This is a genomic window from Acidiphilium sp. JA12-A1 (assembly GCF_000724705.2).
In the GTDB taxonomy this organism is placed as follows: domain Bacteria; phylum Pseudomonadota; class Alphaproteobacteria; order Acetobacterales; family Acetobacteraceae; genus Acidiphilium; species Acidiphilium multivorum.
The window spans coordinates 26,929-42,286 of the sequence record NZ_JFHO01000056.1 but is presented as its reverse complement, the minus strand read 5'-3'; the positions used below and the strand labels follow the sequence as shown (position 1 = coordinate 42,286).

13 protein-coding genes and 1 pseudogene are annotated in these 15,358 nt (G+C 66.1%); 5 read left to right on the top strand and 9 right to left on the bottom strand.

From position 1 onward, the window contains the following. A pseudogene (locus RT91_RS21495) lies at positions 1-537 on the bottom strand (hypothetical protein); the annotation flags it as partial. Positions 538-840: 303 nt separating this feature from the next. On the opposite strand from RT91_RS21495, the gene RT91_RS11060 reads away from it, so the two are divergent. After that, a complete protein-coding gene (locus tag RT91_RS11060) occupies positions 841-1,464 on the top strand; it encodes a 2OG-Fe(II) oxygenase (protein ID WP_240314267.1) in 624 nt (207 codons plus the stop codon). Beyond that, on the top strand, positions 1,457-2,104 hold the full coding sequence (locus RT91_RS11055; RefSeq protein WP_035187299.1) for a 2OG-Fe(II) oxygenase: 648 nt from the start codon (positions 1,457-1,459) through the stop codon (positions 2,102-2,104). Before RT91_RS11060 ends, RT91_RS11055 begins: the two co-directional genes overlap by 8 nt. Before the next feature lie 3 nt (positions 2,105-2,107). Here RT91_RS11055 and RT91_RS11050 read toward each other — a convergent pair whose 3' ends face one another. Then, entirely contained in the window at positions 2,108-3,262 is a 1,155-nt protein-coding gene (locus tag RT91_RS11050) for a 2-methylaconitate cis-trans isomerase PrpF family protein (protein ID WP_035187296.1), read from the bottom strand. Between the two features lie 4 nt (positions 3,263-3,266). Continuing rightward, the gene (locus RT91_RS11045) at positions 3,267-3,974 is read right to left on the bottom strand and encodes a GntR family transcriptional regulator (protein ID WP_007421744.1); all 708 of its coding nucleotides are present in this window, start codon (positions 3,972-3,974) and stop codon (positions 3,267-3,269) included. Positions 3,975-4,070: 96 nt separating this feature from the next. Here RT91_RS11045 and RT91_RS11040 point away from each other — a divergent pair, with 96 nt between their 5' ends. The 3 genes from RT91_RS11040 to RT91_RS11030 are packed head-to-tail and all read left to right on the top strand — an operon-like array spanning position 4,071 to position 7,992. After that, positions 4,071-5,438, top strand: a complete 1,368-nt coding sequence (locus RT91_RS11040; protein ID WP_035187295.1) for an MmgE/PrpD family protein — start codon at positions 4,071-4,073, stop codon at positions 5,436-5,438. Between the two features lie 60 nt (positions 5,439-5,498). Continuing rightward, positions 5,499-6,899: an MFS transporter gene (locus RT91_RS11035; RefSeq protein ID WP_035187292.1), complete on the top strand. Its 1,401-nt coding sequence runs from the start codon at positions 5,499-5,501 to the stop codon at positions 6,897-6,899. A gap of 31 nt (positions 6,900-6,930) precedes the next feature. Next, on the top strand, positions 6,931-7,992 hold the full coding sequence (locus RT91_RS11030) for an isocitrate/isopropylmalate dehydrogenase family protein (protein WP_035187290.1): 1,062 nt from the start codon (positions 6,931-6,933) through the stop codon (positions 7,990-7,992). 24 nt (positions 7,993-8,016) lie between these two features. On the opposite strand, the gene RT91_RS11025 is transcribed toward RT91_RS11030, so the two are convergent. From RT91_RS11025 to gnd, 6 genes are read right to left on the bottom strand one after another with little or no spacing between them, the layout of a single operon-like run. Continuing rightward, positions 8,017-9,801, bottom strand: coding sequence for a glycoside hydrolase family 15 protein (locus tag RT91_RS11025; RefSeq protein WP_035187288.1), 1,785 nt, complete (start codon positions 9,799-9,801; stop codon positions 8,017-8,019). 15 nt (positions 9,802-9,816) lie between these two features. Next, on the bottom strand, positions 9,817-11,091 hold the full coding sequence (rpiA, locus tag RT91_RS11020; RefSeq protein WP_035187287.1) for a ribose 5-phosphate isomerase A: 1,275 nt from the start codon (positions 11,089-11,091) through the stop codon (positions 9,817-9,819). A 14-nt stretch (positions 11,092-11,105) separates the two neighbouring features. Beyond that, positions 11,106-11,843, bottom strand: a complete 738-nt coding sequence (gene pgl, locus RT91_RS11015; RefSeq protein ID WP_013639917.1) for a 6-phosphogluconolactonase — start codon at positions 11,841-11,843, stop codon at positions 11,106-11,108. Further along, positions 11,843-12,661 (bottom strand): Cof-type HAD-IIB family hydrolase, encoded by an 819-nt coding sequence (locus RT91_RS11010; protein WP_013639918.1) that lies wholly within the window; start codon positions 12,659-12,661, stop codon positions 11,843-11,845. The genes pgl and RT91_RS11010 overlap by 1 nt, the downstream gene beginning before the upstream one ends. After that, positions 12,658-14,262, bottom strand: a complete 1,605-nt coding sequence (gene zwf, locus RT91_RS11005; RefSeq protein WP_035187286.1) for a glucose-6-phosphate dehydrogenase — start codon at positions 14,260-14,262, stop codon at positions 12,658-12,660. Before zwf ends, RT91_RS11010 begins: the two co-directional genes overlap by 4 nt. Continuing rightward, a complete protein-coding gene (gene gnd, locus RT91_RS11000) occupies positions 14,259-15,263 on the bottom strand; it encodes a phosphogluconate dehydrogenase (NAD(+)-dependent, decarboxylating) (RefSeq protein ID WP_035187284.1) in 1,005 nt (334 codons plus the stop codon). The genes zwf and gnd overlap by 4 nt, the downstream gene beginning before the upstream one ends. Positions 15,264-15,358 lie beyond the last annotated feature (95 nt).

The following is a 15,358-nucleotide window of genomic DNA, read 5'->3' as shown; positions in this document are numbered from 1 at the left end:
CTTCGAGATCGAAATCCCCAGCGATCGCAACAAGGCGAGCAACCGCGGCATCGTCGATTGACCCTGATGATATTGCACCAGCACGAAGCGGCGTAGTTCCGGACCGAAATGGCCTGCGGTTCCTTGAGGCAATGGTGCCAGGATCGTCCGGCCATCCGGCGTTATCCAGCGCTCTCGCAGGTAACGGGTCGCCGTCGCCGAAATCACGAGGTCCTGGACCAGAAAAGGTTCATGACCTTTGAAAACAGCTCCTGGCGGGACCTCAATCCCGATCACCTTTTCTTCGACTTTGACCCGGGGTGAGACCTTGCCCCGAACGGGACGCTTCTCCTGCTTCTGGGGCTTCGGCGGCGCTGTTCCTTTTTCCATGCCACTCGGTTTGATATGCGGGCGACCCTTCAGACCCTTCAGTCGCGCATTCTCTTCGCGCAATTCAGCAACGATCACCTTCAGGCTGGCGATCTCACCGAACAGTTCGACCAGCAGAGCTTCAAGCTCTGCACGGCTCAGCGCGGAAAGGGTGACGGACGGAGGCACATGACCCAAAGACTCCCCTGCGCCGAATCGGTGCAAGGAAAAAATGTACGGTCACCCACATTTTTGCCCCTCTTACACTTTATGTATCAACGGTTACTTCACGACGGTTTTCATCAACCAAGGATTGAAAATTTGACACAATGTTTGCGGTCGTTTGTCACCTTTCGGTTTCAGACTGCATGAATGACACAACTCACGATGGCGCCCGGCGCGATGGCCGCCGCCGGCATGTGTTGATTCATGTCAATGAACCCGCCCGAGGGCCCGGCTAACCGGACGTCAAATCTGGCGGATGACGATTTCATGGCGATTCTCGATCTCGATGCCTTCCGGGCGACACCGCTCACCGAAGCCCCCTTCCAGTATCTGGTGACACCGCATTTCATGGCCCGGGAGCAGGCGCGGGCCGTGCTGCAGGACTTTCCCCGGATCGAGGTTCCGGGACTTCTGCCGCTCGAGGCGACCGATCCGGGGCCGTTGTTCCGGGCGCTGATCGACGAGCTCACGGGCAGGGAGATCACCGCCGCCGTTTCGGAGAAGTTCGGCGTCGATCTCACCGGGCGGCCGACCATGATCACCCTGCGCGGCCGCGCCCGCGAGCGCGACGGCCGCATCCATACCGACAGCGAGGCCAAGCTGATCACCGCCCTGCTCTATTTCAACGAGGCATGGGAAGCCGAAGGCGGCCGGCTGCGGCTGCTGCGCGGGCCGGACAATCTTGACGACATGCTGGCCGAGGTGCCGCCGCTGCTCGGCACGCTGGTGATGTTCCGCCGCTCGGACCGGTCGTTCCACGGCCACGAACCCTTCGTCGGCGTGCGCCGCTACGTGATGATCAACTGGATGACATCGAGCCTGACCGCACGGCGCGAACTGATGCGTCACCGGCTCTCGGCCCAGGCAAAGCGGGTGCTGAGCCATGTCTGACGCCGCCGCCTCGATCCGCCGCGCGCTGGCGGGGGCCGATGCCCGCACCGAACCCTACCGGCACTGGCTGCTCGCCGAGGTGCTGCCCGGCGAGGCCGTGAGCGCCATCCTCGCCCTGCCCTTTCCGCCGCCGGAGATCGGCGAGACGGCGGGGCGGCGCGAGACGCACAATTCCACTCGCCGCTTCTTCGCGGCGGAGGAGCAGGCGCGGCATCCGGTCTGCGGGGCGCTCGCGGCCGCGTGGCAGGCGCCGGACACGATCGCGGCGATCGAGGCGATGTGCAGCGTCGATCTCGGCGGCAGCCTGCTGAGGATCGAATACTGCCAGGACCGCGATGGATTCTGGCTCGAACCGCATACCGATATCGGCGCCAAGTTCTTCACCATGCTGGTCTATCTGGCCGATCCGCCGGCCGGCGAGGACTGGGGCACCGACATCTTCGCCTCGCCCGTCGAATATGTCGGCTCGGCCCCGGCCCGTCGCAACGCAGGGCTGATCTTCATCCCCGGCGAAAACACCTGGCACGGGTTCCGCCAGCGGCCGATCAGCGGGGTGCGGCGCTCGCTGATCGTGAACTACGTGACACCGGACTGGCGCTCGCGCCACGAACTCGCCTTCCCCGACAAGCCGGTAGCGTAACCCCTATACGCGGGGGCCGACATGGAGCACCTCGCCCTGGAACAGCCGCCGCGCGGTCCGGAACACGGTGGCGTGCGAGACGCGGGGCCCGTCCGGCCCTGAGGACACGCCGGCGGCGACGAGGATCGCGCCGGAAGGATGGCCGACCCGCACCGGATCGGCCGCCTCGCCCGGCCGGACCAGGTCATGCGCCACGGTGCCGGGCAGCCGGCAGGCCACGGCGAGGCAGAGCGCGCCGGTCAGCGGCACCGCGCGATGCGGCTGGCCGGACGACATCATGCGCGCCAGAATGTCGACGCTCGCGGCCGTCTGCACCGCCCCTGACAGGACGGGCGCATCCGCCGGCGGCGCGAGAATGCCCACTTTCGGCACGCTGATGATCCGCGCCGCCGCCTCGAGATCGGCGGCAAGGCCCATCCGCACCGAAGCCGCGCGCCGCAGCGCCTCGATCCCGGCGATCAGCGCGGTGTCGCGCTCCATCGCCGCCGGGGTTTCCGTCGCGGTCATGCCGAGATCGGCGGCGGCGACCAGCACGCAGGGATTGGCGGCGTCGATCAGGGTGACGCGCAGCGGCCCGAGGCCGGGTACGTCGAGCCGGTCCGTCAGGTTGCCGGTCGGCAGCAGGCGCCCGGTGCCGGCGCCGCCGGGATCGGTGAAATCGAGGCGGATCGGTGCCCCGGTGCCGGCGACGCCGTCGATCGCGAGGTCACCCGTCACCGCGGCGCGGCCATCTTCCATCGGGAACCGGGCGACGATGATCTTGCCGGTATTGGTGTTGTGGATGCGCACCACCGCCTCGTTCCCCGCAGGCGGGGCGACCAGCCCCTCATCCACCGCGAAGGGGCCGATCGCCGAGGACATGTTGCCGCAATTGCTGGCGTAATCGACCTCCGGCCGGTCGATCGCGACCTGCGCGAACGTGTAGTCGACATCCGCATCCGGCCGGCTCGGCGGGCCGACGACGCAGCATTTCGACAGCGAGGACACGCCACCGCCCATGCCGTCGAGCTGGCGCATCGCCGGGTCCGGCGAGCCCATCGCGGCGAGGAAGATCGGCGCCCAGTCCGCCCGATCGGCGGGGAGATCGCCGGCGCGGAAGATCAGCGCCTTCGAGGTGCCGCCGCGCATGAACACGGCGCGGATTGCCCGGAGCGCCACCGGATCAGCCCGATGCCGCCGGCGCGGCGGATGCCGGACCCGGGACCAGCGCCTGGCCGGTCAGCCGGCGATAGCCGTTCTCGACATGCGCGCGCATCGCCGCCGCCACACGGTCGGGATGGCGCGTCGCGAGGGCGGCGACGATCGCGCGGTGCTCCTCCTGCGAGCCGGCGCTGCCCTGTCCCTCGTCGAAATTGCGCCGGCGGAGCAGGTGCATCCGGTCGATCAGCTTTCGATAGAATTCGATCAGGGTCGCATTGCCGGTCAGCTCGACCAGGCGGTCGTGAAAGCCGATGTTCAACGGGAAATAGGCGGCCATGTCGCCGGCCCGCGCGGCATCGGCGAGGCGGGCGAGCCAGCCGTCGAGTTCGGAGAGGATCTCGCCGGTGACGCGCGGGGCGAGCTGGCGGCCGGCCATTTCATCGAGCGTCGCGCGCAGTTCGTAGAGTTCGTGCGCCTCGGGCTCGCGGATCTCGCGGACGAACACGCCGCGGTTCTTCTCCAGCCTGACAAGGCCCGCTTCCTCGAGCGCGCGGAATGCCTCGCGGATCGGCGCACGGCTGACGTTGAAATGCTGGGCGAAGCTCTGTTCGCTCAGCTTGTCGCCGGCCACGAGGTCACCGCGCTTGATCAGGCCGATGATTTCTTCCCGCACCAGGTCGGCGACCGACCGGGTCTGGAGGATCCGCAGGTGGTTGAGGGGCGCGTTCATGGGTCCGTTATTGCCGTGCCGACGGGGTTTCGCCAAGAGGTTGCCATATTGTCGATTGTCGACAATACTACGATTAAACCACCAAGGAGGATCTGCATGCCCGACCACGCCCCACCAGCCGGCAAGGTGGTCCCCGTCACCCGCATCCTGGCGGAATACGCCGCCGCCGCATCGCCGGAGACGCTGCCAGCGCCGGTGCGCAAGGAAGCCGCCCGCACCTTCCTCAACTGGCTCGGTTGCGCGATCGGCGGCTGCCGCCACGAGGCCGTCGATGCCGCGATCGCGGCGCTTTCGCCGTTCGCCGGGCCGGGCCGCTCGGTCGTTGCCGGCCGCGCCGAGCGCCTCGATCCGCTGAACGCCAGCCTGATCAACGGGATCAGCTCGCATGTCTTCGATTTCGACGACACCCATCTGCGCACCGTGATCCATCCCGCCGGGCCGGTCGCGAGCGCGTTGCTGGCCTATGCGGGCGTGCAGCCGATTCCGGGGCGCGATTTCGTCAATGCGCTGGTCGTCGGCATCGAGGCGGAGTGCCGGATCGGCAATGCCGTCTATCCCGAGCACTACGATGTCGGCTGGCATATCACCGGCTCGGTCGGCGCCTTCGGCGCGGCCGCCGCGATCGGGCGGATCCTCGGGCTCGACGGCGAGCGGATGGCATGGGCGCTCGGCATCGCGGCGAGCCAGCCGGTCGGGTTGCGCGAGATGTTCGGCAGCATGACCAAGAGTTTCCATCCCGGCCGCGCGGCGCAGAACGGCATGACGGCGGCCCTGCTCGCCGCGAAGGGCTATACGAGTTCGCCGCAGGCGCTGGAGGCGAAGCGGGGCTGGATGAACGTCCTCAGCACCCGGCACGACGCGCGCGAGATCACCGAAGGGCTGGGGTCACGGTTCGAGATCCTGGCCAACACCTACAAGCCGTTCGCCTGCGGCATCGTGATGCATCCGGTGATCGATGCCTGCATCCAGCTTCGCGAGGAGCACGGCGTGGACGCGGGAAGCGTCCGCTCGGTTGCGCTGCGCGTCCATCCGCTGGTGCTGGAACTGACCGGCAAGACCGCGCCGCAAAGCGGGCTCGAGGGCAAGTTCAGCATCTATCACGCCGCCGCGGTGGCGCTGACCGAAGGCGATGGCGGCGAGGCGCAGTTCAGCGACCGCGCCGTCAACGATCCGGCCATCGTGGCCCTGCGCGGCCGGGTGAACGCGACGGTCGACACCGCCATGCCGGCCGATGCGGCGCAGGTGGTGCTGACCCGCACCGACGGCACCACGACCGAGATCCGGATCGACCACGCGATCGGCAGCCTGGCGCGGCCGATGTCCGACCGCGACCTTGAACGCAAGTTCACCGGACTTGCCGCACCACACCTCGATGACGACGCGATCAGGCGGCTCATCGATCTCTGCTGGCGCCTCGAAGCGCTCGATGACGTCTCGCTCATTGCCGAGGCGTCAACCCGCTAGGGATTTCGCCTCTCGCGCCCGCGCAAAAGAACAACAAGGCTTGAACAGGAGGAAACGATCATGGAACAGGTTCTGGACAGGACGGCAGCGCGACATACCGTGCTGGCGCGCATCGACCGCCTGCCGCCATCGCGGCATCTGGTCGGGCTGGTCGGGCGTATCGCGGCCGGTGGCTGGTTCGAGTTCTATGAACTCTTCATGCCTGGCTTCATCTCGCTCGGCCTCGTGCGCGCGGGCATTTTCGTCGCGAAGCCCGGCAGCATGTTCGATCCGCGCCTGTTCGCGAGCTTCCTCGCCAGCTTCTTCATTGGCATGCTGCTGAGCACGGCCGGGTTCGGCTTCATCTCCGACCGGTTCGGCCGGCGGGCGATCTTCGTCTATTCCATGGCCGTCTATTCGCTTGCGCAGCTGACCATCGCCTTCCTGTCGAACCCCGCGGCGATTGATGCCGCGCGCTTCGTCGCCGGCCTCGCGGTCGGGATGCAGCTCATCAACAATGACAGCTTTCTGACCGAGCTCACGCCCCGCGCGGCCCGCGGGCGCTACATGGCGGCGTCGTTCATCTTCGTGCTCACCGCGATACCGGTGGCGGCCTTCCTCGCGGCCATGCTGGTTCCCGCGGCGCCGTTCGGCATCGCCGGCTGGCGCTGGGTGGTGGCGATCGGCGCCCTCAGCGGCGTGGTGGTCATGCTCGTTCAGCGCGGGCTTCCGGAATCGCCGCGCTGGCTCGAAGTGCATGGCCGCTACGACGAGGCGGACCGCGTCGTCGCGGCGATCGAGGCGAGGATCGAGGTGGAAACCGGCAGGAAGCTGCCCGATCCCGTCGCCGATGTGCCCGACGCGGCGGCCGCGAGCGGACACTGGAGCGAAATGTTTTCTTCCTTCTACCTGCCGCGCACGCTGATGATCTCGATCTTCCAGTTCGCGCAGACCATCGCGGTGTTCGGGTTTACCGCCTTCGTTCCGATGCTGCTGGTCAAACAGGGATTCACGATCATCCACTCGCTCTACTACACGACGATGATCGTCCTGCTCGCGCCGGTCGGCGCGATCTGCGGCACGATCTTCGCGGAACGGATCGAGCGCAAGTGGCAGCTCGTCGGCACGGCGGTGCTGATCGGCATGAGCGGCATCGCATTTGTCCACGCGCATACGGTGGCGCTGGTGATCATCAGCGGCGCGCTGATCGCGCTCGGAAACAACTGGATGATCGCGATTTTCCATCCCTATGCGGCGGAGCTGTTTCCAACCCGCATCCGCGCGCGAGCCGTGGGCTTTACCTTCGCCTGGAGCCGCGTGAGTTCGATCTTCATCGGCTACTGGGTCGCTGACCTGCTGGCGGGATTCGGCCCGGCCGGGGTGTTCGTGATGATCGGCCTCGGCATGCTGGCGATCATCCTTTCGGTCGGCCTGTTCGGCCCGCGGACGAACGGGCAGAGCCTGGAAATCCTGTCTCCCTGAACCCAAAACTGCAAAGAAGGCAATCGAGATAATGAAGATCGGCATACTCAACGGCGACGATATCGGGCATGAAATCGTGCCGGAGGCTGTCAGGGTCATGCAGGCCGCCGCGGCCCGGACCGGGCTCGCGATCGAGTGGCAGGATATCCCGATCGGCCGGGCGGCGCTTGACAGCCTGGGTTCTACCCTGCCGGACGGAACCATCGAGCGGCTCGACGCCCTGGATGGGTGGCTGCTTGGCCCGATCGGGCACATGGCCTATCCGAAGATACCTGAGGCGATCAACCCGCATCCGCTGCTGCGCAAGCATTTCGACCTGTTCGCGAATATCAGGCCGGTGAAGTCCCATGCCGCGCTGCCCTGCCTGCATCAGGGCGTCGATCTCGTCATCGTCAGGGAAAATAACGAGGGCTTCCAGCCGGACCGCAACGTCGTCGCCGGCTCGGGCGAGTTTCGGCCAACGCCGGACGTGACGATCTCCGTGCGGGTCATCACCCGGAACGGGTCATCGAAAGTCGCGCGGGCGGCATTCGAACTGGCACGGGCGCGCCGCCGGCATCTGACCGCCGTGCACAAGGACACCGTGTTCAAGCTCGGTTGCGGCATGTTCGCCGAGGAATGTCGCAGGCTGGCGGCGGAATATCCCGATGTGACCTATGACGAGGCAATCGTCGACACGTTTGCGATGCGCCTGGTGATGACCCCGCAGCGCTACGACGTCGTCGTGACCACGAACATGTTCGGCGACATCCTGACCGACGAGGCCGCCGGCCTGGTCGGCGGTCTCGGGATGGCGGCAGGCCTGTGCGCCGGGCCGCGCCATGCGATGGCGCAGGCGACACACGGTTCCGCACCTGACATCGCAGGGCGCGGGATCGCCAATCCCTATGCAATGATCATGTCAGGCCAGATGCTGCTCGACTGGCTCGGCCGCCGCCATGCCGAACCCGCGGCAACCGCCGCGGCGCGCCTGATCGAGCAGGCCGTGGCAAACGTGATCGAGGGGCGCCACGCGCTGACCCCCGATCTGGGAGGTCAGGGGACGACCGCAGGCATGGGCTCGGCGATTATCGAGGCGATGACCGAGAGTTGAGCACGCGCCCGGGGGGCGGGCGCGCTATCCGGCGTCCTGCCCCTCCTCGCTCAGGCGGAGCGCTGCGTTCACGAGCGCAACATGCGTGAATGCCTGGGGGAAATTGCCGATCTGTCGCCGGTTGACCGTGTCGTACTCCTCGGCGAACAATCCCACGTCGTTGCGCAACGCCACCAGCTTTTCGAACAGGGCTTCGGCATCCGCGCGCCGGCCCATCATCACGTAATTGTCGACCAGCCAGAAACTGCACGCGAGAAAGACACCTTCATTGCCGGTCAATCCATCCTTTCCTGTTTCGGTGTCATAACGGCGCACGAATCCATCTTGCAGAAGATGCCGTTCGATCGCGGCGACGGTGCCAATGATGCGCGGATCGTCGGGCGGTAGAAAGCCGACGATCGGCAGCAGCAGCAGGCTCGCATCCAGCGCCTTCGAGCCATAGGCCTGAACGAAGCTGTTCATCTCCGCGTCGAAGCCGTTCTGGCAGACCTGATCGTGAATCTGCTGGCGGATCGCGCGCCAGTGTTCGACCGGACCGTCGTAGCCGTAATCCTCGACGGAGCGGATCGCCCGGTCGAACGCGACCCAGGCCATCACCTTGGAGTGGACGAATTGCTGGCGGCCGCCACGCACTTCCCAGATACCCTCGTCCGGCTCGGCCCAGATCTTCTCCAGGGTTTCAAGCAGGACGAGACGGATGTTCCAGCTGTTCTCATCCCGCCGCACCCCGCCGACATGTGCCTGATAGAGAGCATTCATCAGTTCACCGAAGACGTCGAGCTGACGCTGGCCCGCGGCCGCATTGCCGGCACGGACCGGCTTTGAACCTTCATAGCCTGGCAACCAGTCGATCTCGCGTTCGGTCAGAAGGCGCTCGCCGGCCACGCCATACATGATCTGGATGTCCTCGGCACCACCGGCGATCGCACGATCGAGCCAGCGCGACCACGCATGTGCCTCGTCCCGGTGCCCCGCATTCATCAGCGCCTGGAGTGTGAAACTCGCATCGCGCAGCCAGCAGAACCGGTAATCCCAGTTGCGCTCGCCGCCGAGTTGCTCGGGCAGCGAAGACGTCGCCGCCGCTATGATTCCGCCGGTTTCCCAATGTGTCAGGGCCTTGAGCGTGATGAGCGACCGCCGCACGATTTCGGCCCAGCGCCCACGGACCGGCGCGCGCTGCGCCCAGCTGCGCCAGCGGTCTGACGCCTGCTCGATTCCCATTTTCATATCGAAACGATGTGGCACCCGCTTGTGCGAGGGCAACCATTCGAGGCCGAACAGGAACTCCTCACCCGCCTCGATTGTGAATTGCGCTTCCGTGTGCTGATTGCGGCCGGTCATCGGCACGTCGCCCCAGACCACGACCATGTCGGGTCCGGCGACCGCCACGAAACCTTCATGGCCGGGCAGCCGCTGCACCCAGGGTACGACGCGGCCGAAGCCGAACCTGAACACGATGTCCAGCCGCATCTCCACTCGTCCGGACAGGCCGCTCACCATGCGGACCAGCCGCGTGGTGTCATGCGGGTGGGGGACCATGCAGTCGGTCACCCGCACCACGCCGTCATCGGTATGAAAGTCGGTTTCAAGCACAAGGGTCTCGGGGCGGTAACGCCGCTCCACCCGCAGGGGCGATGCAGCCGGTGCGATCAGCCACCGCCCGTTCTCGCGCGTTCCAAGCAGCGACGCGAAGCACGGATCGGAATCGAATCGTGGCAGACAAAGAAAATCGATCGAGCCGTCCTTGCCGACAAGGGCCGCTGTCTGCCGGTCTCCGATGATTGCGTAATCCTCGATTCTCAGGCTCATCGCGCCCTCCCCTCGCTAGTTTGCTGAAACCTGGCCAGCCTGCAGCGACCGCATGATTCTCCGCACGATGCCGACGGGAGACTCATCGATCGAGACGACAATCGCATCCTCTCCGGCCTGCGGCGACTCGAGCGCCGCGAGCTGGCTGTCGAGCAGGGATGCCGGCATGAAGTGACCACGCCGTGCGGCGATGCGCGCGGCCAGCAGATCGCGCGATCCATCGAGATGCACCAGCGTGAACGGGCCAGCACCGCCGCGCACCAGATCGCGATAACGCCGCGTCAGAAGCGAGCTGACAATGACGCCGCCGCATCGTCTCGTCCGCCATTCCGCAAGGCGCATGGCGATGCGATGCAGCCAGGGCATCCTGTCTTCATCGTCGAGCGGGCGGCCGGAGCGCATTTTCTCCCGGTTCGACTCCGGATGCAGATCGTCGCCATCGCAGAACGGCACGCCCAGAAGTTCCGCCAGCAAAAGCCCGATCGTGGATTTGCCGGATGCGGAAACACCCATCACGGCGATCAGTGGCGGAATGTTCGGCTTCGGCAGGCCGAGGCAACGCAGCGTGGCCGCGGCGGGTGCGAGGCCGGCCGCGGAGACCGCGTCGCCATCGAACTGGCGGGTCGAGCCATCGGGATAGCCAATGATCGCGCAGGCGGAACCCGACAGGAAGAGGCCGGTGCCGACAACGCCGGCAATCGAGCGGAGGGCAGACTCGATGGCTTCGGGAACGATGCCTTTCGGCATCGTGCAATCGGCAATGAAGTGGCCGCCATCCGAAACGAAGGGACTGCCGGCATTCGCGCGCAGAACGGGCGCAAGATCCAGTTCGGCGAGCCTGGCACAGGTGCGGTCCGCGCCATGGCGGACGATCTCGACTGGCAGTTTCGAATGCGCGCCGAGCCGTGTCACCAGCTTGCTTCGGTCGGCGATGACGACAAAGCGTCGTGCCGATTGCGCCACCAGCTTTTCCCGCAGCAGGGCACCACCCAGCCCCTTGATCAGGCGGAGCGTTCCGAACTCCACCTCATCGGCTCCGTCAACCGCAAGGTCGAGGGAACCATCGAGCGGCACGAGGCGCAGGCCGAGGAATTCCGCCCTGGCTGCCGTGAGATCGGATGTCGCGACGCATTCGATGTCGAGCCCTTCGGCGCGGACGCGCGCGCCGAGTTGATCGATGAAATGGGCGGCGGTCGACCCCGTGCCGAGGCCCACGCGCATTCCGGATTCGACGAGACCGACGGCCAGCCGCGCGGCCGCACGCTTGCCATTTTCGAAATCGGTTCCCATGCGATTTGCCCCCTTCAGTCTGCCCATCGTCCGGCGGCATCGCGATCCGCGAGCCAGATCAGGCGTCCGACCGGCCTGAGGCGAGCGGCGGGCACGTCACGATCCGAACCGCTCAGGACGCGATCGAGCATGTCGCGCTTGCCCGCGCCGGAGACGAGAAACACCACGACCCGCGCGCTTTCGAGGATCGGGTAGGTCAGCGTGACGCGTGCTTCCGGGCGTCCCTTGGTCACCGGAATCACCCAGCGTTGCCGTTCACCGAGCAGATCGTCCTGACCGGGCAGAAGTGATGCGGTATGACCGTCATCGCCCATGCCAAGCAGGCAAAGATCAAAGAATGGTCTCGAAGGATCGAGAGTCGCTGCGCCATGGACCTCGGCCAGATCCCGCTGATATGCCGCGGCGGCCTGATCGACCGTCATCCCGTCGAACGGCACCTGATGCAGGCGGGGCGCCGCCGGCAGATGCGCGGTCAGGGCGTCGCGGATCATCCGGACATTGCTCTTGTCGTCATCCGGCGCGACGAAACGCTCATCGCCGAGAACGAGATCGATGCGTGTCCAGTCGATGCTGTCGCGCCAGGGCGCAGCAGCCAGCCGTTCGTACAATGCGCGCGGCGTCGATCCGCCGGCGAGGCCGGCCACGAACCGGCCGCGCGCGGCGGCGGCCTCTTCCGCAAAGAGGCGCGCTCCGTATTCGGCGAAGGCCTTCGCATCGGGCACGACGACGAGTTCGCCACGCACAGGTTTCATCAGCGTCTCCCCTCGAGCACGAAGCGCATCATCGCTTCGGCAAAGCCATCTTCCTCATTGCCGCGTGTGGCATGATCCGCCTTCCGCTTGACACTGTCATCGGCATTGCCCATCGCGATGGAAAGGCCGCTGCGGGCAAACATGGCAACATCGTTCGGCATGTCGCCGATGGTCGCGATACGCTCGTGCGGGATGCCGAGCTCGCTCGACATCGCATCCACCACCGCGCCCTTGTTCGCATGTGCGCTGGTGATATCGAGATAATAGGGCTGCGAGCAGTCCGCCGTCACGCCGTCACCGAACGCCTTGTGCGCGGCGGCAAGGCAGGATTTCATACGCTCGGCGTCATCGGTCACCCCGACAATCTTCACGACGCCATGAAGAGACGATACATCGTACCGCTCGACGGTCTCCGGCTCGAACGCGACGGTACGCTGTTCGCGATCGACATGCGGCGCCGCGGCATCGCGGACCAGCCAGCGATCATGCGTGTAGACCCAGGCATCGAGGCCATGGTCATCGAGCAGATCGATGGCCTTGCCGATCACGTCGTCCTGCAGGTCGTGCGAGGCGACGACGCGGCTGAAATCGGGGGCCATCATCACGCCACCGTTGAACCCGGCCAGCGGCGTGTCGATGGCGAGCGGTTCGCTCAGCATCCGCATGCCGCGCGGCGGCCGCCCGCTGGTGATCGCGAAGCGGATACCCGCCTCGCGAAGCGCATCGACAGCCTGCTTCGTCGCCGCCGTCAGGCGCTTGTCATTGGTGACCAGGGTGCCATCGACATCGGCAATCACGAGATCGACCGCGCGGCTCATTGCCCGCTCTCCGCCGGATCGAGCGCGACCGGTCGCCAGCGCCGCGTCGGCTCATCATCCGCAAGCAGCTTGTCCGCCGCATCCGGTCCCGCGCTGCCGCTGCGGTAGTTCGGGAAATCGGCGGCTCGGTCTCTGCCCCAGGCGTCCAGAACACGGCCGACCACACGCCACGTCTCCTCGACCATGTCTGCCCGCTGGAATAGGGTCTGATCGCCGATCATGCAATCATACAGAAGGGTTTCGTAGCCGACGTTCGGTTCCGGTTCGAAACGGTCACGATATCTGAACTGCATCCGGGCGGGCGCCAGCCGCATGGTCTGGCCGGGTTGCTTCACCTCGAACTCGATGGCGATGCCTTCATCGGGCTGGATGCGCAGAACCAGCCAGTTCGGCGGCAGGCCATCGAGCGATGCGCCCTGGAACGGCGCCAGCGGCTGCTTGCGGAAGCGGATGGCGATTTCGGTCATCCGCTCGGAAAGATGCTTGCCGGTGCGAATGTAGAACGGCACGCCGGCCCAGCGCCAGTTGTCGATGGCAAGCCGCAACGCGACATAGGTTTCGGTATTCGAGTCCGCAGCAACGCCTGGCTCCTCGCGATAGCCGCGCGCCGATTGGCCGGACACCTCGCCCGCGCCATACTGGCCACGCACGGCATCCTCCGGACGCAAGGTGCGGATGGCGGAGAAGAGTTCCAGCTTCTTGTCGCGGATCGCCTCGGCCCGCACACCAACCGGCGGTTCCATCGCCACCATGGCGACGAGCTGGAAGACGTGGTTCGGCACCATGTCGCGCAACGCGCCGGCCTGCTCGTAGAATTTCGCCCGTCCCTCGACGCCGACCGTCTCGGCGACGGTGATCTGCACATGGTCGATTCGATCGCGATTCCAGAGCGGATCAAAGATTCCGTTGCCGAACCGCAACGCCATGATGTTCTGAACGGTTTCCTTGCCAAGAAAATGGTCGATCCGGTAGATCTGCCGCTCGTCGACCACGCTCAGAAGCCGACGGTTCAGGTCCTGAGCCGATGCAAGGTCGTGGCCGAACGGCTTTTCGATGATGATCCGCCGCCACGTCCCCCCGCCCGACTCATCCTCGGTCACGAGGCCGGCCTTGCCCAGATGCTCGACGATCGGTGCGAAGAACCGGTCGGCCACCGCAAGGTAGAACAGCCGGTTGCCGCCCGTGCCTTGCGAATTTTCGATCGCTTCGAGGCGGGACTTCAGGGCTTCGTAGAATTCGTCCCTGGTGAAATCACCCTGGACGTAATCGGCATGCGCCGTCAGGCGATCCCATGCGGCGTCGTCAACTTGCTTGATCTGGTCTTCGGCTTCCGGATCGCCGACGAAGCTCTCCAGCATCTCGCGCAGCGAGCCGGTCCAGTGCTTTGCGTCGAGGTCGGCGATATCGGCGCCAAGCAGGCCGAACTTCTCGGGCACCAGGCCGGTATTCGCAAGATTGTAGAGCGCCGGCACCAGCAGCCGCTTGGTCAGATCCCCCGCGGCACCGAAAATCACGACGCTGCAAGGGCCCGCGGGGGAGGCCGAGGCGGCGCCGGAGGATCCGGCCTCTGACCGGAGCGGGTGTTTTGCCAGCGGGTTCATGCGCCACCTCCCTGCTTGGCAGCAGCCGGTCCCTGCTCGACATGACCGCCGAAGCCCTGTCGCATGGCAGACAGGATCTTCTCGCCGAACGTATGATCGAGCCGGGAGCGGAACCGCGCATAGAGTGCGGCGGTGAGCACATCGGCCGGAACCGCCTCCTCGATCGCGGCGTTGATTGTCCAGCGTCCCTCGCCGGAATCCTCGACATAGCCGCTGTAGTCGGAAAGCGCCCCGTCGCGCGCCAGTGCCGCGGCGGTCAGGTCGAGCAGCCAGGACGAGATCACGCTGCCGCGCCGCCACACCTCGGCAATGTCGGCGACATCGAGGTCGTAGCGTTCGGCTTCGGGCAACGCATCGGCGCAGCGGTTGCGCAGGATCGCGAAACCTTCCGCATAGGCCTGCATCAACCCGTATTCGATGCCGTTGTGCACCATCTTCACGAAATGCCCGGCGCCGTTCGGGCCGGCATGGATGTAGCCAAGCTCGGCACGCTCGTCCCGTCCCTCGCGCCCCGGCGTCGGTTCGATTTCCCCACGCCCCGGCGCCAGGGTTCGAAACACGGGGTCGAGCCGCCGGACGATGGCGTCGTCGCCCCCGATCATCATGCAGTAGCCGCGTTCGAGCCCCCAGACTCCGCCCGAGGTACCGACATCGACGAAATGGATGCCCTTGCGTTTTAACCGCGCGGCATGGGCGATATCGTCGCGATAGAAGCTGTTGCCGCCATCGATGACCACGTCATCCCGCCCGAGAAGGTCGCCGAGCGCGTCGACGGTCTCGCTCGTCACCTGCCCGGCCGGAAGCATCACCCAGACCGAACGCGGTGGCTCCAGAGCCTTCACGAGGCCTGCGAGATCGCGCGCGCCGGTCGCCCCTTCCTTCTCGAGCTTTTCGACGGATTCTGCGGATTTGTCGAAAACCACACAGTCGTGGCCGTCTCGCATCAGCCGGCGGACAATGTTGGCGCCCATCCGGCCAAGGCCGATCACACCAATCTTCATGGCTCTGTCTCCGTTCCTGTTGCCGCGCCATGCCGCTGACGGTCCCACGACGCGGGGCCGCCGGGCATGACGCTCGTCAATGGTCTCCGGTCGGG